The organism is Massilia sp. FBCC-B171 (genome assembly GCF_059134155.1).
Genome location: NZ_CP101443.1, coordinates 1,372,406 through 1,393,159, shown reverse-complemented (window position 1 = coordinate 1,393,159; position 20,754 = coordinate 1,372,406). Strand labels below are relative to the sequence as shown.

Sequence of the window (20,754 nt, the reverse complement as noted above, 5' to 3'; positions counted from 1 at the left end):
GCGCGGGCACCCTTTTATAGGGTTTGCTCCCACATCAGCCGCCACACCGGCTGCCCCCGGTAGACCGTCGTGCGCGAGAGCGGACTGGCGCCCTGATACACAAGCCGCTCGCGGTAATCCGGGTGCAGCAGGTCGGACACCGACAGCCGCAGGCGCGAGCTCGCGTCGCGCTTCCACACCGCATACAGGTCGAGCTGGCGTTTGGCGCCGGCGTCGCTGAACAGCACCGCGCTGGTGCGGTTGGCCAGCGGAGCGCGCCAGGTGAAGGTGCCGCCCAGGTCGGCCCGGCCGGATGGCGCTGCGTAATCAAGCCCGAGGTTGCCGCTGCGCGCGGCCTGGCCGTCGATGCGGTTGTCCGGCCCCGGCACGCTGTCCACCTGCGACCAGTTGCGCGCCAGGTTGATGCGCGCCGTCAGCGGCCCGACAGTGCTGCGCCCCTCGAATTCGATGCCTTGCACGGTCGCCTCGCCCGCATTGTCCGGCATGGCGATCCACACGCCCTTGTCCTGGACGACGCGCACCAGCGTGATGTCGCGGATGCGCTTGTGGAAGGCGCTGAGGCTGACCATGTCGGTCTTGTTGAGGTAACGCTCCCAGGCCAGGTCGACGCCCAGCGCAAGCTCAGGACGCAGCTGCGGATTGCCTTGCTGGTCGGGGTTGGTGGCGCTGTTGTTGTTGTCGACCGTGTAGCGGCGCGGCATGAGCTGGACGATGTTCGGCGCCTTGTAGGTGCGGCCGACGGCCAGGCGGAACTGGTCGCGCGCCCCGCCTTCCTTCGAGGCCTGCGGCTTGAACAGCGTCTGGAAGATCGGGCTCCAGGCGCCGGCGTCGACGTCGACCGGCGCGTCGGCATTGCCCTCCCCGGTCGTGTGCAGGACTTCGCGGCGCAGGCCGAGGTAAGCCGACCAGGCGGCGTCGATGTCCCATTCGTCCTGGATGAAGAAGGCGCTGCGCGAGACCTTGGCGCGGTAATGCTCGTCGCTGGCCAGCAGCAGGCTGCCGCCGGCGTCAAACTGCCGTTCGCGCCGGTATTCGCTGCGCCCCTTGCGCCCGAACTCCCAGCCGGCCGCCAGGGCGTGGCTCCCCCACAGCGGGCGGCGCCAGCTGCCGTTGAAGGTCCATTCGCGCTCGACCGGGCCTGACGCGACCAGGTGGGACTCCAGCAACTGGTCCTGCAGGTCCATGCCGCGGTATTCGAACGCGGCCTCGCGCCGCACATAAAAGCCGGACAGCTTGGCGGCAAGCCGCGCGCCGGCGCCGAGCTTGCGCGTCCAGGCCAGGTCGGCATAGGCATGGACGGGACGCGTTTCGTAAGTGTGCCGGGCGTGCGGGAAGGCGGTCGGGCGGCCGATCTCTGTGGTTTCATCCTCGCGCTTGGCATTGTCGACGTGGCGCTTGCGCAGATAGCTTTGCGACGTGATGCTGTCGTCCGCGTTCGGTTGCCACGACAGGCGCGGCGCCAGTTCCAGCAGATCCTCGACCTGGTGGTCAAGCCATGCGGTGCGCCGCAGCAGTGCCGGCTGCGCGCCCTCTTCCGTGGTGATGGCCTCGATCGGGTTGTCGTTGCGCTTGAGCGTGGCGGTGACGGTATAGGCCAGGGCGCCGGCGCGGCCGCTGTGCTGGGCCACCAGCTGCGGCGCGGCGCGGCCGGCAACGAAGGCGCTGCCGCCTTTAACCTCGTTCGCGGCGCCATCCTTTCCCGGCCCTGCGCGGCGCAGGATCACGTTGATGGTGCCGGCCACGGCCTGGCTGCTGGTCTCGGCGGTGGCGGCGCGTCCGATTTCGATGCGTTCGATCAGATCGGGGCTGATCGATTCGAGCGAAAAGCCGCTCGGCGCCGGCAGGCCGTTGAGCAGGATCGCGACATAGCCGCCGCCCATGCCGCGCATGCGGATCGTCGGCGCCTTGCCGGGGCTGGCGTCGAGCGTGATGCCGGGCTGGCGTTTCAGTACTTCGGCCAGGCTGGTGTCGCCCTGGCGCAGGAGCTCGTCGCGCCCGACGACGATGGCCGTTGTCGTCGACTGCGCACGGGCCTCGTGCACGCCGCTCTTGACGACGACTTGCTGCATGGGCGGCTCGGTGGACTGGGCGCAGGCACAGGCGTGCGCCGCCAGCAGCAGCGCGCTGGCGCCGCCGGTTCGGATGGTTCGCATGGTCTTATGGGTGGGTGATAAAGTTGTTTGGTATGGCGTGCGTCATCGGGCGCCCTTCAACAGCGCTTGCGGATCGACATGCGCTCCCTGCTGCGAGACCTCGAAGTGCAGATGGGGGCCGGTGACCTTGCCGGTCGCGCCCGACAGGGCGATGTGCTGGCCGGCCCGCACGCGTTCGCCCGCCCGCACCAGGCGCTGGTCGAGGTGGGCATACAAGGTACGGGTACCGCCTGCATGCTCGATGACGAGCACCTTCCCGTAGCGCGCGCCGCCTTCGTAGCGGTCGGTCGAGATCGCGACCTTGCCGTCGGCCGGCGCCAGCACGGCGGTCCCGCGCGCGGCGCCGAAGTCCGTGCCGCGGTGCGGCCGGCCGCCGGGGTGGTTGATGGAACCGTAGCTGCCGGTGACGCGCAGCTGTGCCAGCGGGGCTTGCAAGGCCAGTGCGGCGTTGCCGGCGCCTGGAAGTTCAGCCGGCGCGGCCTCGCCGGCATCGTGCCAGGCGAACTGCGGCTGCAACAGCACGCTGGCGCCGCACAGGACCGGCAACAGCAGCAAGGCGGCCATGCAGGCGACCCGGCCGTGGGCGGCGGGTTGCGCGTCGCGGATCAGGTGAATGCGCTCGGCCACCGCCTGCGCGCCGCGCGCACCGAAGGCCAGCGAGGCAGGCGCCATGTCGGGCGTACTGCCGCTGCCTGCGCGCACCTGCATGGCCAGTTGCGCCAGCAAGGCGGCGGCGTAGCTGCGCCGTTCATCCTGCGAGCGGCCCGCCAGCACGGCGCGGTCGCAGCCGAGCTCCAGTGCCCATTGCAGGCGGCCGCGGAAGCTGTGCACTGCCGGTATGAACCACAGGAGGATGGCTGCCAGGGTGGCGGCATGCTGCGACAAGGGGTCGCGGCGGCGCAGGTGGGTCAGCTCGTGGGCGACGATCAGTTGCTGCTGCAGCGGCGGCAAATCGCGCATGTGGCGCGGCAGCAGCAGGACCGGCGCAAACAGGCCGGCCAGCATCGGAGAGATCGGCGCATCGACTTCCAGCACGGGCGGCAAGGCGCCACGCTGGCGGGCAAATGCGGGGTGCGCGGCCATGGCCGCATCGTCCAGGCGCTCGGCGACGAACAGCAGCGTACGCAGCCCGCGTCCCGCGCGCCGCAAGCGCAGCGCATGCCACGCGGCGCCGGCGAGATAGACCGCGGCCCAGGACCATGCAAGCGCCGGCAGCAAATCCGGAGCGGCCAGGGCGCCGGCCGTCCCCTGGAGAACGACCGTGGCATCGGTGCCGAGCACCTGCCATTCGCCTCCCGCCTGGCCAACCGGGACGCTTGCGAACAGGCTCCAACGCGACGCCGCCGGCAGCAGCGCCAGGACCAGCGACGCGAGCCCGATGCCTTGTGCCAGCAGCCAGGGCGAGCGCCGCGCATCCAGGCTGGGCCAGCGCCGGCGCGCCAGGTGCAGGAGCGCCCAGGCTACGCTGGCGGTGACGAAAGCGCTGACGCTCGCCTGCAGGAACAGGAACGAAAAATGATGGAACACCATGCCTAGTCCTTGTCGCCTGGCCAGTCGTGCAGCAGCTGTTCCAGCTCGGCCAGTTCGGCATGGTTCACGAGCTTCGATCCGGTGAACATGTTGACCGGCAGCGGTTCGTCCATCTCCATCACGCGCCGGCCGAAATCGCGGGCGAAGCCGGCCAGGGTTTCGATCTTGTCGAGCGCCGCCGTGTACACGTTCACGCCATGCACGGCCTGCAGCGTGACCATGTTCTTTTCCACCATGCGCTCGAGCGTCTTGCGGGTGGACGAATAGGACCAGTGCAGTTCGGCCGCGACCTGCTCGTGGAGTTCGCGCGCCGACAAGGGGTGCTGGCGCCACAAAGACTTCAGCAGCGTCAGCTCGGTTACGGAAGGAATGGACATGATGGGCTCGCGTCGCGTGACTGATGACGCAAGCATACGACAGTTGTCACACGGGGGCAAGCGCTCTTTAGTTGTCTTTGTCCCGGCAGTCAGGCAGGCCGCGCGTCGGCCGCTCGATCGCGCCCAGCTGGTGGACGGCCGTCTTGCCGTCGGCCTGGCGCGCCAGGCAGAAGCGCGCGGCATAGCGCAGCGGCGCCGTGGAACCCTTGTCGGGCCGGGTGTCGAGATGCACGGTGTAGACGGTTCCGTTTTCCAGCGCCGCCGCCGGCGTCTGCGGCAGCGCCGGCCCCCTGCCCCCGTAGGGAATGCACATGTTGAAGGCAAGCGGGAAGGTGCGCTCGCGCGGCATGCTCATGCGCCACAGGATGCGCTGGTTGGCCATGACCGTCACCGACTGGAAATCGGGATTGCCGCCGCGCTTCTCTTCACGCTCGGCAATCGTGAAGCAAGGCAGGTCATTCTTGCCGGGGCGGACCTGCGCCTCGCCCACGCGCCGGGCTGCCAGGACCGGGAGAGTAATCAGGCTGGCAAGGCACAGGATGAGAAGCAGCTTCATGACGGGTTCGGAAAACAGGAAGGGGAAAGGAGGAATAAGCCTAATATGTTGCTGTGCAGCAGCATTGAGGAATGTCAATTCCGGGGAGGGGATGTGACGAAATAGCGGCGGCTTTTCGGTGAGCAAACGCTCACCGCACATCATCAGCCTAGCGAGCCCAGCGACTGAGCGGCGAGCGCGCGAGCTTGCGCGCAAAACCCCGGTGCAGGTTGTCGCGGCTGGCGGGATCGGCCAGGAATGGCGCCAGCACCTGCTCGTACAAGGCCAGGTCGTTCTGGTAGCGGCGCTGCCGCATCGCCTCGGGCTTCTTCAAGAACTTCAACACGAAGTAATCGGCCAGCAAGTCGCCTTGCGCTTCCATGTTGTAGTCGGCAAGCGTCGCATCTTCGTGCAGGTCGTAGTGGTAGGGCAAGCCAATGCGCACGGCGCCGCGCAGGCGCACCGGGTAGCCCAGCTGGTGCTGCCAGACGTGGACCATCTCGTGCATGAACCAGTGCTGGCCGGTGAGGTTCGTCTGCGAATAGTCGTCGAGGAAACAAGAGGCGTGGAAGTAAATGCTGCCGTTGGGCGTCATGGCGCAGTTCTTCGGCTGGAAGGGCATGTAGCGGCGGCCGTGGATGCGCACGCGCTCATAATCGATGGCATCGCGAAACAGCAGCGAGGCCATGGCTATTTCGCCCGCGGTGAGGGGGCGCCTGCGCTGCGCATGCAGGCGGCGAACAGGTGCGGCATGCATCGGTTACTTTTGCGAGAGTGAGAGGCATGGCAATCTTACTTCAGATTGCTCGGACACCGCATCTAACAGCTCCTTGACGGTACCATCGCTTCACAGCCCCTCGATTCAGAGCATCCGGGCCGCCTCCTGTCGACCCAAGCTGCCCGTCCTGGGCGGCTGTCAAGGCTAATGACCGACTAGAACATCATGGCCGTCATGTTTGTCGTGAACGCCAAACTTATCCACCAACGTGGCGCTGGCCTCGTTCAGGCCCTGCACTTCGACTTGCGCTCCGATCCTGCGGAACTTGAAAACGACCTTATCCAGAGCGTCGATTGCAGTGATGTCCCAGAAATGTGCGCCAGTCAGATCAATATGCACGCGCTCCAAGGTCTCGGTGTAGTCAAACGAGTGGACGAGATGATCCGAGGAAGCGAAAAAGACCTGGCCCGATACCCGGTATCGGCGACTGCGGCCAGCATGTTCAGCCTCCGAGCTGACAGCCAGCAGACGGCTGACCTTCTGAGCGAAGAAGATACCCGACAGCAATACTCCAGTCAGCACGCCTTTCGCCAGGTCATGGGTGGCCACAGTGACGATGACCGTTGCCACCATGACGATGCTCGAGCTAGGTGGGTGCTCGCGTAAATGCCTGATCGAGTTCCAGTTAAAGGTGCCAATGGACACCATGATCATCACCGCGACGAGTGCTGCCATCGGGATCTGCTTGACCCACTCACCCAAAAAAACAACCAGAATGAGGAGCACCATGCCTGCGGTCAAGGTCGAGAGCCGACCGCGCCCGCCGGATTTTACGTTGATGACGGACTGGCCGATCATTGCACAACCAGCCATACCGCCAATGAAGCCGGTCGCAATGTTGGCGACGCCTTGGCCCACGCATTCGCGGTTCTTGTCGCTCTTGGTGTCAGTGAGGTCATCGACGATGGTGGCAGTCATCAGCGACTCGAGCAGGCCAACGACCATTAACGTTGCCGAGTAAGGAAGAATGATCTGGAAAGTCTCCAGGTTGAACGGCACGTTCGGGATCAGAAAGGAAGGCAGGCTGTCCGGAAGCTGGCCCATGTCGCCGACGGTGCGGATGTCCAGGCCCAGTGCGATAGACACACCCGTGAGCACGACAATCGCTATCAGCGGGGATGGGACGGCGCGCGTCACATAAGGCAGGCCGTAGATGATAGCCAAACCAGCAGCCGTAACGGCGTACACGTGCCAGGTAACGTTCGTCATCTCGGGCAACTGCGCCAGGAAGATCAGGATGGCCAAGGCATTCACGAACCCGGTCACGACCGAGCGCGAGACGAAGCGCATCAGCCGGCCAAGCTTTATCCATCCCGCAGCGATTTGAAGTGCTCCTGCCAGGATGGTGGCGGCGAGCAGGTAGTCCAGGCCATGGGTTTTTACCAGTGTAACGATGACGAGAGCCATCGCCCCGGTTGCCGCCGAGATCATCCCGGGACGGCCACCGAAGAAGGCGATCAGGGTAGCGATGGAGAATGAAGCGTACAAGCCGACTTTCGGATCGACGCCAGCAATGATGGAAAAAGCGATCGCCTCTGGAATAAGTGCAAGTGCGACCACGAGACCTGCAAGGAGGTCGTTACGGACGTTGGAAAACCAGTCCTGGCGAATAGTTTGTAAAGACATGAATTACCTTCTCAGGCGAGAATTGCCGAGTACAGATGAGTGAACACCCTGCGCGAAGATACCCGCAGCGAATCGGAAGTGAGCATTGCAGGCGCGATGTCAGAGCGAACGACGTCGCGTTATCTGCCGATGAGAAGCAGTCTTATGGGGGAGTAACGGAGGAAAAATAACCGCGCGGCAAACCTACGCCTGGATAGGAAGGCTCGTCCCGATGAAGACACGAACGAGCGCACTCAGCGGCGGATTTCGCGCGAGATGTCGTGTCGGATGCAGGGAACGGGACGGTCATAGCCCACCATTTTGCACCGCAACATAGACATCGTCAAGGAACGCGGCGAACTATGCCCCAACACGTGGGTGTGCAGACTGCCACAAGACGACCATCTCGTGCATGAACCAGTGCTGGCCGGTGAGGTTGGCCTCGGCGTAATCGTCGAGGAAGCAGGAAGCGTGAAAATAGATGCTGCCGTTCGGGGTCATCGCGCAGTTCTGCGGCTGGAACGGCATGTAGCGCCGGTTGAACACGCGTACGCGGGTGTAGTCGATGGCATCGCGAAACAGCAGCGAGGCCATGGCGATTTCGCCGGCGGTGAGGGGCGCCAGCGTTGCGCACGCGGGCGGCGAAGAGGGGCGGCATCCATCGGTTACTTTTGCAAAGTCGAGAGGCTTGGCAAGCTTAACTCAGATTGCGCGGATACCGTTTTGAACAGCTTCCTGGACACGCTACCGCCTCACGGCGCCGACCCGCAATCCTCGTGGCTGAAACGCGCCGACAGCACGCGCTGGACTTTGTCGATGTCGACCGGCTTGGTCAGGTGCAGGTCGAAACCTGCCTCAAGGCTGCGCGCCTGATCGGCCTCGCTGCCCCAGCCGGTGAGCGCCACCAACACGCGGGCCTGCGCGCCCGGCAAGGCCCGCAACAGAGATGCAGTCTCGTAGCCATTCATGCCCGGCATGCCGATGTCGAGGAACACGACCGCAGGGTCATGCCGCTTCACCATCTCTACCGCTGCCTGCCCGTCGTGCGCGAGGAGTACCGCGTGGCCGCTCATTTCCAGCACCATGGCCATGGTCTCGGCCGCGTCGCGGTTATAGTCGACGACCAACACTCTGCATCGTTCGTTCGCACCCGGACGCGAAGGCGGCGCAGCCTCGACCGCTCCGGCGTGTCCGCACGCGGCAGCCAGATGCGGAACAGGCTGCCGGCGTCCGGGCCGGCGCTCCCGCGGAAATGCGACTGGTCAGGGGAGTCGGTCATTGGCAGGGCTCGATATATCGGCGGCGCAGGAGCGATTCGCACAGGTTGATCGGATTAAGTCGGAATGTTGTGGACGACGTCGCGCTGGTTACTCTTATGAAAACCCGGCTGGCAAACTCCGTTGCCTTGTCCAGCCGTTTCACGCATGACCATGCTTTGACTTTACCGGCGCTCAGTGTATGGCGCTGTTACTCAAATGACAAGCAAGAAGTGTTGCTAGCCGCAGCGCCTGTTCGTTTCGGTCGCAAGGACCTGAGATTCGGTGTGCAGACTGCCACGGGGGTACGGCTCGGGCTGCCGCGCAAGCAGGTGCGACAGGCGTTGAAGACCCGCCTGCAAGCGTCCACGGTCCTTGATGCTACCCAAAGAGATTCGAATTGCATTCGCGGATACGCTGCCTGTTGCGAATGCCTCCGCCGGCGTAACGGCGATGCCCTCGCTGTCGGCAGCACGCGCAAGCTGCGATGAGTTCCAATACGCCGGCAACTCGAGCCATACATGCAGGCCGTCACCAAAGCCGCTGTACCGCCCCGCCAGGATATCGCGCGCCATCCGATGGCGCACGCGCGCCTCCTTGCGTACGCCTTCCATCAACACGCCGGCCGAACCGTCGAGGATCCACTGCGTGGCCAGTGCGGCCGTCAGAGGGGCGACCATCAGCGCAAATGATCGTAGCGCGGCCAGAAAACGTTCGCGTTCTTGCGGATCGCGTATGAGCACGAAAGCGACACGCAAGCCGGGCGTCAGGCATTTCGACAGGGTCGAAATGTAGACCACCTGTTCCGGGGCGAACGTGGCAACAGGTGGTGGCGGGGACTCGGCAAGGAGCCAGTAGGGATCGTCCTCGACGATGCGTACATTGCAGCGCTTCGCAATGCCGGCGAGCTCCTTGCGCCGGCGTTCCGGCATGGTGATGGCGGTCGGGTTCTGTAATGTCGGATTGAGGTAGACCAGCCCAGGCTTGTGCTGGCGGCACGCCTCCTCCAGCAGCTCAGGCACCATCCCGTGCTTGTCCGTTTCCACCGCAATGATGCGCCGGCCGAATTGGCTCGCTGCCGCACGCAAGCCGGGATACGTCGCTGGCTCTGCGAGGATGACATCGCCAGGCTGCGTCAGCGCGAGGATCGATGCGGCGATCGCCGCTTGCGCACCCGGACAGACAACGAGCTGCCCGGAATCCAGATGTCCAAACATCGGCTCGAGCCATGTGGCTCCAGCCTTGCGGTCGGAGTCGCTTCCCCCGCCCAAGTGGTAAGTCATCAGCAACTCACTATCTGCCCTCATCAGCACTTGAGACAAACCTTGTTTCAGCATGTCGTCGAAGTCCACGCCATCCGGCGGCGGTGGGGTGTTCATGCTGAGGTCGAGAATCGACGTCAATTCGACTTTCGGCGCCGCGACATACGTGCCCCGCGCGCCGCGGCCCTCACACAAGTTGCGGCGCCTGGCTTCGTCGTAGGCGCGCGTGATCGTCGTCAGGTCGACGTCCAGCTGTGCCGCCAGCTGACGCTGCGGAGGCAGGCGGTCGCCCGGTTTCAGTGATCCATCCGCCAATGCCGCCTGCAAGGCATCCGCGATCTGCAAAAAACGCGGCCCTTTGTTCCCCGCCAATCGCGGCAACCAGATTGGCAAATCTTCATCTTGTATGGCTTTCAACTGGGACATTTTGTCTCAATGTATGGATATTGCTTTTAAGTAGAATGCCTCAGAACGTGCAGCAAGGCCATCCCTGCATAAAAGTCGCTGACGTTTTCTCCTCTCGCAAGTCATAGCCTGGAAATACTGAAAATCATGGATTGGTTCCCAATAGTCGCAGGTACGTTCAAGGTTCTCGCCTTAGGCACGGGCATGTTCTTCGCCGTCAAGTGGCATTACGATCAGGGGAAGAAGGGCAAGGTGAAGGACAAGCGCGCGGTGCTACGCTCAGCCGGCAAGGTCGCCGCAGTCTTCGTGCTCGCTCTCCTGGGCCTGGTGTTCGTCACCTTCTTCCTTGCCAGGAAACTCGGTCTGGACTTGACCTTCCCATAATTCAATCTGCCGGGCTAAGGCGGTGATTGCGTCTGCGGCTCTTGGCGATCCAATCGCAACAACACTGCCGCCATCATCCTGGCAATGTCCTTTCGAACCACGTTTGTTCCCACGATCCCTGGCACCCCGAACTTCGGTACGATGGTCGCGTTGTACACCACCCTGGTTCCGGTAGCGCCGGCCAATGGCCTGAGCTCCCACGTGGCGCGGTAGACTTTCATGTCGCCGTCGATCAGGCTGATGTCGATGCGATCGGGCGAGCGTTCCTGCACCTGCACCACCAGGCGAATCGCCTGGCTGAAAAATAGAAAGCGGGCAGTGCCAAGTTGTTCGACGATGACCCTGTCGCCATTGCGGGACACCACGCGCGTGCTTGTCAGGTTTGGCAGGTAGTCGGCCAGATGGTTGTAATCGGTGAGAATACGCCAGACAACCGCCGGCGTGGCCGCGACTGCGCCGCTTGAGGTGATCTGATAGGCCGGGTCTCCCTCGGCCCCATCGACGCGCTCAACGGTCAATTCGAATTTTGGCGCGCCAGGCTGCGCTGCCGCCAGGGTGGGGCCCCAAGCCGACAAAGCGCAGCTGAGCAACAGCATGTTTGAGATGCGACGTGGCATGCACGGAGCGTAACATGCGAATAAGCGTGCGTCACACGATTGCAGCGCGCCGTCATCGGCCTATGGGCCAACCGACGGGCTCCAGCGCCGCGCGACGATGTGATAGCGCACCTCCAGCTCATCCTGTACTGAAAGCAGGCCGCCCCCGACTGAAAACGGCGTGATGCCGAAATCCGTCTGTTTCAGGCGCGCCGTTCCGCTCGCGACCACCTGTGCCGCGTCGATGCGGACCGTGGCCGGTAGCGCCAGCGAGCGCGTCGCGCCGTGCAGCGTGACCGCGACGCTTAGCCGGCCGTCGGCCTGCTGCTGCGCATGCAGCGTCGCCATCGGATAGCGCTGCGCCTCGAGTACGGGCCCAAGCATGTTCGTGCGCGTACCCTCGACCGCTTGCGGTGACGGTTGTTTGTCGATGCCCGCGTCGCGCAGCAGCTCCGGCTCGTCGACCGTCATCTGGTCGACACGGAAAGAAAGGTCGGCCCTGCCCGCGCCAGGCGCGACATAGCCCGCCAGCGTGCGGCTGGCTACCACGTGGTCATGCCCGAGCCGCGCCATCAGGCCAGCACGGCGCACGGTCACGGCGATGAGCGAGGCATTCGGGTCAACCGCGTAGACGGCGACACCGGAAGCCGCTCGTGCACGATACGCGCCTGGACCGTCGCCCAGGACCGGCACTGGTGGCGCCAGCTGCCGCCCGCAGGCGGTCAGCAGCAACAGCAACGGAAGAACGCGCTTCATGGGGACTAGCGCGGACTGCCATGGCCGGGCCATGAAGCTTACTTGCGCAGCGCCGACGCAGCCCGCGCCAACTCCGTGATGCGGCCCCAGTCGCCGGCCATGATCGCGTCCTTCGGCGTGAGCCAGGAGCCACCCACGCAGGCGACGTTCTTGCAGGCCAGGAAAGCGGGCGCGGTATCGATCGAGATGCCGCCGGTCGGGCAGAAGGTCACGTCCGGCAGCGGGCCGGCAATGGCGTTGAGCATGCCGACGCCGCCCGCCGGCACGGCCGGGAACAGCTTCAGTTGCTTGAAGCCCGCTTCGCGCGCCATCATCACTTCCGACGGCGTCATCACGCCCGGCAGCAGCGGCAGGCCGCTCTTTCGCGCCGCTTCGATCAGTGCGGGCGTCAGGCCAGGCGAGACGCCGAAGACGGCGCCCGCATCGCGCGCGGCGGCGAATTCTTCACCCTGGGTCAGGGTGCCGACGCCGACGATGGCGCCTTCGACCTGGGCCATGTCGCGAATCGCCTGCAGGCCGTGCGCGGTACGCAGGGTCACTTCGAGCACGCGGATGCCGCCGGCAACCAGGGCTTTCGCCAGTGGCACGGCGTGCGCCGGGTCGTCGATGGCGATTACGGGAATCACGCTCGCCGAGCGCATGATGTCAAGTACGGTCATGGTCATGGTGGTAGTCACTTCGGAGTCTTGAACAGGAAATCTTCGTCGGAGCCGGGCATGATTTCGCCGCTGTCGGCGCCTTCATGCAAAGGCACGGTGGTGTGCTTCGGCGACGGCAGCGGGAACGTCGCCGCGCCCTCTTCCGCCGCACTGCTGGAATTGCGGAACATCGAGAACAGCTCGCGGCCCATGCCGATGTGGCTCGACGAGATGTCGGCGGTAACCTGCTTGCGCGCGTCCCATACTTCGGCTGGGACCAGCGCCTCGAGGGTGCCGGTGGCGGCGCAGACGCGGATGATGTCGCCGTCGCGCACGCGTCCCAGCGGGCCGCCGGCCAGGATCTCGGGCGACACGTGGATCGCCGCCGGCACTTTGCCGGAGGCGCCCGACATGCGGCCGTCGGTCACCATCGCCACGCGGTGGCCGGCGTCCTGCAGGTTCGACAGCGCCGGCGTCAACGCATGCAGTTCCGGCATGCCGTTGGCGCGCGGACCCTGGAAGCGGATCACGGCCACGAAGTCGCGGTTCAGGTGGCCCGCTTTGTAGGCGTGCATGAAGTCTTCCTGCGAATTGAAGGTCAGCGCAGGCGCTTCCACGGTCTGGTGTTCGATCTTCACGGCCGAGACCTTCATCACGGCGCGGCCCAGGTTGCCCTTGACGAGCACCATGCCGCCATTGCTGCTGAACGGGTTGGCATGCGGGCGCAGCACCGATTCGTCGCCGCTTTGCGCAGGCACGTCCTTGAACACGGCATTCCCGTTCTCGTCCAGGAACGCCTCCTTGCAGTGCTTGCGCAGGCCGTGGCCGAGGATGGTGTTGACGTCGTCGTGGGCGAGACCGGCATCGAGCAGCTCGCGGATGACGAAGCCCGGGCCGCCGGCGGCCTGGAAGTGGTTGATGTCGGCGTCGCCGTTCGGGTAGATGCGCGTCAGCAGCGGCACGACTTTCGACAGTTCGTCGAAGTCGTTCCAGTCGATGACGATGCCGGCCGCGCGTGCGATGGCCACCAGGTGCAGGGTGTGGTTGGTCGAGCCGCCGGTGGCGTGCAGTGCGGCGATGGCGTTGACGATGCTTTTCTCGTCCACGATGTGCCCGACCGGCATGTAGTTGCCGCCCTGCTGGGAGATCGCGACCGCCTGGTGCGAGGAGGCGCGGGTCAGGGCGTCGCGCAGTGGCGTGCCCGGCGTGATGAAGGCGGCGCCCGGCAGGTGCAGGCCCATCATCTCCATCAGCATCTGGTTGCTGTTGGCGGTGCCGTAGAAGGTGCAGGTGCCGGCGCCGTGGTAGGAGGCCGATTCGCATTCGAGCAGTTCCTCGCGCGTGGCCTTGCCCTGCGCGTAGAGCTGGCGCACGCGCGCCTTCTCTTTATTCGACAGGCCGGTGGTCATCGGGCCGCCCGGCACGAACACGGCCGGGATATGGCCGAAGTGGAGCGCGCCGATCAGGAGGCCCGGCACGATCTTGTCGCAGATGCCCAGGTAGAGGGCGGCGTCGAACATGTTGTGCGAGAGCGCCACCGCGGTCGACATGGCGATGGTGTCGCGCGAGAACAAGGAGAGCTCCATGCCCGGCTGGCCTTGGGTGACGCCGTCGCACATGGCCGGCACGCCGCCTGCGAACTGGGCCACGGCGCCGATGTCGCGCACCGCATCCTTGATCAGTTGTGGAAAATATTCGAACGGCTGGTGCGCCGACAGCATGTCGTTATAGGACGAGACGATGGCGACCGACGGCTTCTTCGTCTCGCGCAGTTTCAGCTTGTCGTTGGCGGGAAAGGCGGCGAAACCGTGGGCCAGGTTGGTGCACGACAGCGCGCCGCGCTGCACGCCCTGGATGCGCGCCGCCTCGAGGTGCGCGAGGTAGGCAGCGCGCGAGGCGCGGCTGCGCTCGATGATCCGGTTCGTTACCTGTTCAACTACGGGGTGCAGCGCCATAATCGTTCCTTCGAAATTGTTTTCTGAAATTTTACTACAAAGTGGGAATGGGTGCGTGGCGTGCTTCAAGTTTGCAGCATCGGAAGCGCTGTACCGCGTAGGCACAAATGCCCACCCTACGATGTGCAGCTTACCGGGAAGCTAAACCCTGTCGTGGACGGTCGCGTACCGTAGGGTGGACACTCGTGCCCACGCGGTCGGACCGTTATTCAACCGCTACGTCAACAGTAAGCCCGGGCACGCATCTCTTACCATCATGTAGTGAATTTACGCGCCATTCCTGTATGATTCGATAACCTGTTCAAAACAACATCGCGCCTGCTCTCATGACCACTTCCCTCACCAGCACCGCCGCCTTCCAGGCACTCGAAACCCACGCCGTCGAGGCCGAAGACTGGGAGATGCGCCAGCTGTTCGCGGCTGATCCGCAGCGCTTCGATCGCATGTCGATCGAGGCCGCCGGCCTGTTCCTAGACTATTCAAAAAACCGTCTTGACGGGCGCACGCTTGAACTGCTGGCCGCGCTTGCACGCGAGCGCGGCGTGGAAAGCCAGCGCGACGCCATGTTCGCGGGCGAGAAGATCAACAACACCGAAAACCGCGCCGTCCTGCACACCGCCCTGCGCGCCCCGCGCGACGCTCAGCTGGTCGTCGACGGCCAGGACGTCACCACCGACGTGCACGCCGTCCTGGCCCGTGTAAAAACCTTCACCGATGCCGTGCGCAGCGGCGACTGGCGCGGCCACACCGGCAAGCCGATCAGCACCATCGTCAACATCGGCATCGGCGGCTCCGACCTCGGCCCGAAGATGGTCTGCCTGGCGCTGCGCCCGTACAGCCACCCCAGCCTGACCCTGCACTTCGTCTCGAACGTCGACGGCCACGACATGGACGCCGTACTCGAGAAGGTGGATCCGGAAACCACCCTCTTCATCATTGCCTCGAAAACGTTCACGACGGCCGAGACCATGATGAATGCGCAGACCGCGCGCCGCTGGTTCCTGGCCCAGGCGCAGGAAAACGCACTGGCCAAGCATTTCGTGGCCGTCTCGACCAACGTCGAAGCGATCAAGACCTTCGGCATCGACCCGGCCAACATGTTCCCCTTCTGGGACTGGGTCGGCGGCCGTTATTCGGTGTGGTCGGCGATCGGCCTGCCGGTGGCCCTGGCCGTCGGCTTCGGCTATTTCTCGGACTTCCTGGCCGGCGCCCACGCCATGGACCAGCACTTCCGGACCGCGCCAGTGGAAGAGAACATGCCGATGCTGCTGGCCTTGGTCGGCTTCTGGAACCGCCAGTTCCTCGGCTGCACCTCGGTCTCGATCGCACCCTACCACCAGGACCTGAACCGCTTCCCGGCCTACCTGCAGCAGCTCGACATGGAGAGCAACGGCAAGCGCGTGACCAAGGAAGGCGCCCCGGTCGACACCCCGACCTGCCCTGCCATCTGGGGCGAGCCCGGCACCAACGGCCAGCACGCCTACTTCCAGCTGCTGCACCAGGGCAGCGACGTGACGCCGATCGACTTCATCGCGGCGCTGCGCCCGGCGCACGAGCTGCAGCACCACCACACGGCCCTGCTGGCGAACTGCTTCGCCCAGTCGGAAGCCTTCATGAAGGGCAAGACGATCGACGAAGTACGCAAGGACCTGCAGGAGCAGGGCCTGGCGCTGGCCGAGATCGAACGCCTGGCGCCGCACAAGACTTTCCCCGGCAACCGCCCGAGCAACACGATCCTGATGGAATACCTGAACCCGGCCACGCTGGGCGCCCTGATCGCACTGTACGAGCACAAGACCTTTGTGCAGGGCGTGCTCTGGAACCTGAACAGTTTCGACCAGTGGGGCGTCGAGCTGGGCAAGGTGCTGGCCAAGAAGATCGAGGCCGAGCTGGCCGGCGACACGCAGCCTGCGCAGCACGACAGTTCCACCAATGGCCTGATCGCGCGCGCGAAGGCCGCCGTCTAATGAACCACAGCGCGGACAGCATGAAGACTCTGAAAATCGACGTCCTCCACAACGAACCGATGCAGGTGGGCGAATGCCCGCTCTGGCACGACGTGGAATCGGCCCTGTACTGGGTCGACATCAACGGCCTGACCGTGAACCGGGTACACCCGGCCAGCGGCAAGTTCACTTCCTGGAAGATGGGCTCGGAACCGTCGGCGATCGCTGCCGACGGCGACAACAACCTGGTCGTGGCCACGCGCAAAGGCTTCATACGCCTGAACACGACCAGCGGCGAGATCACCGACATCTGCCCTGCCCCTTACGACCCGGCGGTCAATCGCTTCAACGACGGCCGGGTCGACCCGGCCGGACGCTTCTGGGTCGGCACCATGTACGAGCCGCGCGACAAGCCGGCCGCCGAGATGTACGTGCTCGAACGCGACAAGCTGCGCCTGGCCTGGTCGGGCGGCATGACGAACTCGAACGGCCTGGCCTGGGGCTTGGGGGGCGGCACCATGTTCCACGCCGATACCACCAGCCACCGCATCGACTGCTACGACTTCGATGTGGCGGCCGGCACCGTGGCCAACGGGCGCAACCTGGTGGTTTTCTCGACCGACAAAAGCGCGGCCGACTACGGCGGGCGTCCGGACGGCGCCGCGGTCGACGCCGACGGCAACTACTGGGTGGCGATGTTCGAAGGCGGCCGCCTGCTCAAACTCTCGCCGACCGGCGAACTGCTGCGCGAAGTCCAGCTGCCGCTGCGCTGCCCGACGGCCGTCGCTTTCGGCGGCAGCGACCTGCGCACCCTGTATGTCACCAGCGCCAGCCACGGGCGCTCGGCCGCCGAGATGGCGCAGTATCCGCTGACGGGCAAGGTGCTGTGCATGAAGGTCGATGTGGCGGGGCTGGTGCAGCCGGAGTATCGCCGCTGATTTCGGGGCGTTCACGGTACGCTGATCGCAAGGGACGTAGGGTGGGCGGCCATATCCCGGTGCTTGATGTCACGGGACTCCTGATGCCGCCCACGCGTTCAACGATCGCGTGCACATCGCGACGGTTCATAGGTGCGTTGAACGCGTGGGCGGCGTTCACGCAGCCTGATTGCAGAGTTCCGGGTATAGCCGCCCACCCTACGTCCCTCCCGGAAGCGGCGCGACCCATCATCCCTGCCTATGGCACCATCTTCGCTCACGCTTTCGTAGTAGAGTTTCTTGCCAAGACCATATTCATGTAGTAAATTTACATGGATAGTCACCTTTCCTCTTTGCGACCCGACCTTATGGCACTTTCCGATTTCGACCTCGTTCTCTTTGGCGGCAGCGGCGACCTTGCGATGCGCAAGCTCCTGCCTGCGATGTACGCACGCGACGTCTGCAGCGACCTGCCGCAGACTGCCCGCATTATCTGCGTCGGCCGCGACCCGAGCACGCAGGACGACTTCCTGAACTTCGTCGACACGCATTCGAAGCAGCACATCAAGGACCAGGACAGCGTCGACGAAGGCAAATGGCAGCGCTTCCTCGAGCGCATTACCTATGTCGCGCTGGACGCGACCGACGTCGCCAGCTTCGGCCCGCTGGTCGAGGTGTTGCGCCAGGACGAAGCGATCACCCGCGTCTACTACCTGGCCACGCCGCCGCACCTGTTCGCCCGCATCTGCGACAACCTCAAGGCCACCGGCCTGGCCACGCCTGCCTCGCGCGTGGTGCTGGAAAAGCCGCTCGGACGCGACCTCGCCTCGGCCAAGCAGATCAATGCCGACGTCGGCAAGGTGTTCGCCGAATCGCAGATCTACCGGATCGACCATTACCTCGGCAAGGAGACCGTGCAGAACCTGCTGGCCCTGCGCTTCGGTAACGTGCTGTTCGAGCCGCTCTGGCGGCGCGAATGGATCTCCGACGTGCAGATCACCATCGCCGAGAAGATCGGCGTGGGCAACCGCCTCGGCTACTACGACAACTCGGGCGCGCTGCGCGACATGCTGCAGAACCACCTGCTGCAACTGCTGTGCATCGTGGCGATGGAGCCGCCGACCTCGATCGCGCCCGACGCCGTGCGCGACGCCAAGCTCCAGGTGCTGCGCTCGCTGAAGCGTTTCACGCCGACCACGCTGTCGCAAAACATCGTGCGCGGCCAGTATCGCGCCGGCCACGTGGACGGCCAGGCCGTGCCGAGCTACCGCGATGAACCGGACGCGCCGAAGCAGTCGAAGACCGAAACCTTTGTCGCCCTGAAGGCCGAGATCGACACCTGGCGCTGGGCCGGCGTGCCCTTCTACCTGCGCACGGGAAAACGCATGTCCGACCGCCTGGCCGAAATCGTCGTGCGCTTCAAGCAGATCCCGCATTCGATTTTCAACCAGCCGACGTCGAGCTTCCAGCCCAACAGCCTGGTAATCCGCCTGCAGCCCGATGAAGGCCTGTCGCTGAACCTGATGGCCAAGACGCCGGGCGACTCGATGCGCCTGAAACAGGCCGAACTCGAACTCGATTTCCGCGAGCAGTTCAAGGCGCCGCGCATGGAAGCCTACGAACGCCTGCTGCTGGACGTGCTGCGCGGCCAGCTTACCCTGTTCATGCGCGGCGACGAACTGGAAGCGGCCTGGGAATGGGTCGAGCCGATCCTGAACCACTGGGAACAGGACGACACGGCGCCCGTGCCCTACGCGTCGGGCACCTGGGGTCCGGCCTCGTCCTCGGCCCTGATCGGGCGCGACGGCTTGCAGTGGCGCGAAGAAGCCTTGCCGGAAGACTGACGCCATGCTGCTCGACTCGATCCGCACCCAGCTCGACTCGCTCTCGAAATCCGAGCGCAAGGTGGCCCTCGCCGTGCTCGAAGCCCCGGGCGCGACGGTCAGCCAGAACATCACGGCGCTCGCCAAAAACGCGCAGGTGTCGGAGCCGACCGTGGTGCGCTTTTGCCGCACGCTCGGCTACGACGGCTGGCACGAGTTCAAGCTCAAACTCGCCCAGGGCCTGGCGCTGGCCCTGCCGAGCGCGAACGAGCAGCCGGCCCAGGACGACCTGGCGGCGGACCTGGTGAATAAAATCTGCAGCCGCTCGATCAACACCCTGCTCGACCTGCGCAACAACCTCAATGCCGAGTCGGTCCAGAAGGCGCTCGACATCCTGTCGCGCGCAAACAAGATTGAGTTCTACGGCCAGGGCACGTCGGGCATCGTCGCCGCCGACGCCCAGCACAAATTCTTCCGTTCCGGCGTGCCGACGGTGGCCTATGCCGACCCGGCCATCCACTCGATTTCGGCCGCCCTGCTGCGCGAAGGCGACGCGGTGGTGGCGATCTCCCAGCGCGGCAACAACCCGACGCTGGTGCGCTCGGCCAAACTGGCGCGCCGCGGCGGCGCCGACGTGATCGTGCTGGCGCCCTCCGGCACCCCGCTGGCCGACATGGCCAGCGTCCTGATCCCGATCGACCTGGTTTTCAATATCGACCCCTACACGCCCATCTCGGCGCGCCTGGCCTACCTGGTCGTGATCGACGTGCTGGCCGTCGGCCTGGCACTGCAGCGCGGGCCGGAGTTCCGCAAGAAAATGCAGAACGCGCAGAAGGCGCTGCAGGAATTCGACATGCAGTTCGATTCGTTCATCGGCTAATTAACAGCTGGGGTCAGGTCTGACATTCGGACACGAGCTCAGCCATCCCCCTACATCAGTCAGGCCTTACTGCAGAGGCCGTGTCCAAATGTCAGACCTGACCCCAGTCTTTAACGCCCGCCCGACACCTCGATAAAGCTGCCCGAGGTGTACGAGGCCGCATCCGACAGCAGCCACAGGACGGCGCGCGCCACCTCCTCCGGCTCGCCGCCGCGCCCCATCGGTACCGACGATTGCAATCGTTCCACCCGCCCCGGTTCGCCGCCATCGGCATGCATCGTGGTGTGGATCAGGCCCGGACGCACGCCGTTCACGCGGATGCCCTCGCCCGCCACTTCCTTCGACAGCCCGATCGTCAGCGCATCGAGCGCCGCTTTCGAGGCTGCGTAGTCGACGTATTCGCCGGGCGAGCCGAGGACGGCCGCGCGTGAGGAGACGTTGACGATGGCGCCGCCGCTGCCGCCATGTTTCGTCGACATGCGCCGCACCGCTTCGCGCGCACAGAGAAAACTGCCCACGACATTCGTCATCAGGATGCGTTCGATGCGCGCCCCGTCCATCTGGTCGACGCGCATCTGCTGCGCCAGCACGCCGGCATTGTTGACGAAGGCGTCGAGCCGGCCGAAGCGCGCATCGACTTGCGCGAACAGGGATTCGGCCTCCGCCTCCTGGGCGACATCGGCACGCAGCGCCACGGCTTCGCCTCCGGCGTCCTCGATGGCGCGCACGATGCTTGCGGCGGCCGCGTCGTCGCTGCGGTAGTTGATGCAGACCCGGTAAGCCTGTGCGGCAGCCAGGCGCGCGCAGGCGGCGCCGATGCCGCGCCCGCCGCCGGTAATGAGGATGGTTTTTTTCATGGTGTCCTTTCGCTTCGGTAGACAGCGGCACGGCGCCGGGCGTGTCCGATTGCCCGACATTTCAACATATAATGCCTTTTTACCAAAAAGCCATGCTATGC

General features: G+C 64.9%; 19 protein-coding genes. 5 read left to right on the top strand and 14 right to left on the bottom strand.

The genetic code is table 11. The annotated features are described in order from the left end of the window. Window positions 1-14 precede the first annotated feature (14 nt). The 9 genes from NMB41_RS06315 to NMB41_RS06275 all read right to left on the bottom strand — a co-directional run bounded on the left by NMB41_RS06315 (window position 15) and on the right by NMB41_RS06275 (window position 9,922). Complete coding sequence (locus NMB41_RS06315) at window positions 15-2,153, bottom strand: TonB-dependent receptor plug domain-containing protein (RefSeq protein WP_494381624.1); 2,139 nt, start codon at window positions 2,151-2,153, stop codon at window positions 15-17. Between the two features lie 42 nt (window positions 2,154-2,195). Next, entirely contained in the window at window positions 2,196-3,683 is a 1,488-nt protein-coding gene (locus tag NMB41_RS06310; protein WP_494381623.1) for a peptidoglycan DD-metalloendopeptidase family protein, read from the bottom strand. A gap of 2 nt (window positions 3,684-3,685) precedes the next feature. After that, entirely contained in the window at window positions 3,686-4,060 is a 375-nt protein-coding gene (locus NMB41_RS06305) for a BlaI/MecI/CopY family transcriptional regulator (RefSeq protein ID WP_494381622.1), read from the bottom strand. Between the two features lie 67 nt (window positions 4,061-4,127). Beyond that, the gene (locus NMB41_RS06300) at window positions 4,128-4,616 is read right to left on the bottom strand and encodes a hypothetical protein (protein ID WP_494381621.1); all 489 of its coding nucleotides are present in this window, start codon (window positions 4,614-4,616) and stop codon (window positions 4,128-4,130) included. A gap of 148 nt (window positions 4,617-4,764) precedes the next feature. Continuing rightward, window positions 4,765-5,283, bottom strand: a complete 519-nt coding sequence (locus tag NMB41_RS06295) for a Rhs element Vgr protein (RefSeq protein WP_494381620.1) — start codon at window positions 5,281-5,283, stop codon at window positions 4,765-4,767. Between the two features lie 234 nt (window positions 5,284-5,517). After that, complete coding sequence (locus NMB41_RS06290) at window positions 5,518-6,999, bottom strand: SulP family inorganic anion transporter (protein WP_494381619.1); 1,482 nt, start codon at window positions 6,997-6,999, stop codon at window positions 5,518-5,520. A gap of 339 nt (window positions 7,000-7,338) precedes the next feature. Beyond that, complete coding sequence (locus tag NMB41_RS06285; RefSeq protein ID WP_494381618.1) at window positions 7,339-7,572, bottom strand: hypothetical protein; 234 nt, start codon at window positions 7,570-7,572, stop codon at window positions 7,339-7,341. A 158-nt stretch (window positions 7,573-7,730) separates the two neighbouring features. Then, complete coding sequence (locus tag NMB41_RS06280) at window positions 7,731-8,108, bottom strand: response regulator (RefSeq protein ID WP_494381617.1); 378 nt, start codon at window positions 8,106-8,108, stop codon at window positions 7,731-7,733. Between the two features lie 365 nt (window positions 8,109-8,473). Next, window positions 8,474-9,922: an aminotransferase-like domain-containing protein gene (locus tag NMB41_RS06275; protein WP_494381616.1), complete on the bottom strand. Its 1,449-nt coding sequence runs from the start codon at window positions 9,920-9,922 to the stop codon at window positions 8,474-8,476. A gap of 126 nt (window positions 9,923-10,048) precedes the next feature. Between NMB41_RS06275 and NMB41_RS06270 the strand changes: the two genes are divergently transcribed. After that, window positions 10,049-10,285 (top strand): hypothetical protein, encoded by a 237-nt coding sequence (locus NMB41_RS06270; protein ID WP_494381615.1) that lies wholly within the window; start codon window positions 10,049-10,051, stop codon window positions 10,283-10,285. A 14-nt stretch (window positions 10,286-10,299) separates the two neighbouring features. On the opposite strand, the gene NMB41_RS06265 is transcribed toward NMB41_RS06270, so the two are convergent. The 4 genes from NMB41_RS06265 to edd form a co-directional block, all read right to left on the bottom strand. Beyond that, complete coding sequence (locus NMB41_RS06265; RefSeq protein ID WP_494381614.1) at window positions 10,300-10,881, bottom strand: SRPBCC family protein; 582 nt, start codon at window positions 10,879-10,881, stop codon at window positions 10,300-10,302. Window positions 10,882-10,962: 81 nt separating this feature from the next. After that, complete coding sequence (locus NMB41_RS06260; RefSeq protein ID WP_494381613.1) at window positions 10,963-11,637, bottom strand: YceI family protein; 675 nt, start codon at window positions 11,635-11,637, stop codon at window positions 10,963-10,965. A gap of 38 nt (window positions 11,638-11,675) precedes the next feature. Next, complete coding sequence (gene eda / locus NMB41_RS06255; protein ID WP_494381612.1) at window positions 11,676-12,302, bottom strand: bifunctional 4-hydroxy-2-oxoglutarate aldolase/2-dehydro-3-deoxy-phosphogluconate aldolase; 627 nt, start codon at window positions 12,300-12,302, stop codon at window positions 11,676-11,678. An 8-nt stretch (window positions 12,303-12,310) separates the two neighbouring features. Beyond that, a complete protein-coding gene (gene edd / locus NMB41_RS06250) occupies window positions 12,311-14,230 on the bottom strand; it encodes a phosphogluconate dehydratase (RefSeq protein WP_494381611.1) in 1,920 nt (639 codons plus the stop codon). A gap of 326 nt (window positions 14,231-14,556) precedes the next feature. Here edd and pgi point away from each other — a divergent pair, with 326 nt between their 5' ends. The 4 genes from pgi (at window position 14,557) to NMB41_RS06230 (ending at window position 19,796) form a co-directional block, all read left to right on the top strand. Continuing rightward, the gene (gene pgi, locus NMB41_RS06245) at window positions 14,557-16,197 is read left to right on the top strand and encodes a glucose-6-phosphate isomerase (RefSeq protein ID WP_494381610.1); all 1,641 of its coding nucleotides are present in this window, start codon (window positions 14,557-14,559) and stop codon (window positions 16,195-16,197) included. Between the two features lie 20 nt (window positions 16,198-16,217). Beyond that, window positions 16,218-17,114, top strand: a complete 897-nt coding sequence (locus tag NMB41_RS06240) for an SMP-30/gluconolactonase/LRE family protein (protein ID WP_494381609.1) — start codon at window positions 16,218-16,220, stop codon at window positions 17,112-17,114. 347 nt (window positions 17,115-17,461) lie between these two features. Then, window positions 17,462-18,937 (top strand): glucose-6-phosphate dehydrogenase, encoded by a 1,476-nt coding sequence (gene zwf, locus NMB41_RS06235; RefSeq protein ID WP_494381608.1) that lies wholly within the window; start codon window positions 17,462-17,464, stop codon window positions 18,935-18,937. A 4-nt stretch (window positions 18,938-18,941) separates the two neighbouring features. Further along, window positions 18,942-19,796: an SIS domain-containing protein gene (locus NMB41_RS06230; protein ID WP_494381607.1), complete on the top strand. Its 855-nt coding sequence runs from the start codon at window positions 18,942-18,944 to the stop codon at window positions 19,794-19,796. 110 nt (window positions 19,797-19,906) lie between these two features. Here NMB41_RS06230 and NMB41_RS06225 read toward each other — a convergent pair whose 3' ends face one another. Continuing rightward, entirely contained in the window at window positions 19,907-20,653 is a 747-nt protein-coding gene (locus NMB41_RS06225) for an SDR family oxidoreductase (RefSeq protein ID WP_494381606.1), read from the bottom strand. Window positions 20,654-20,754: the final 101 nt, after the last annotated feature.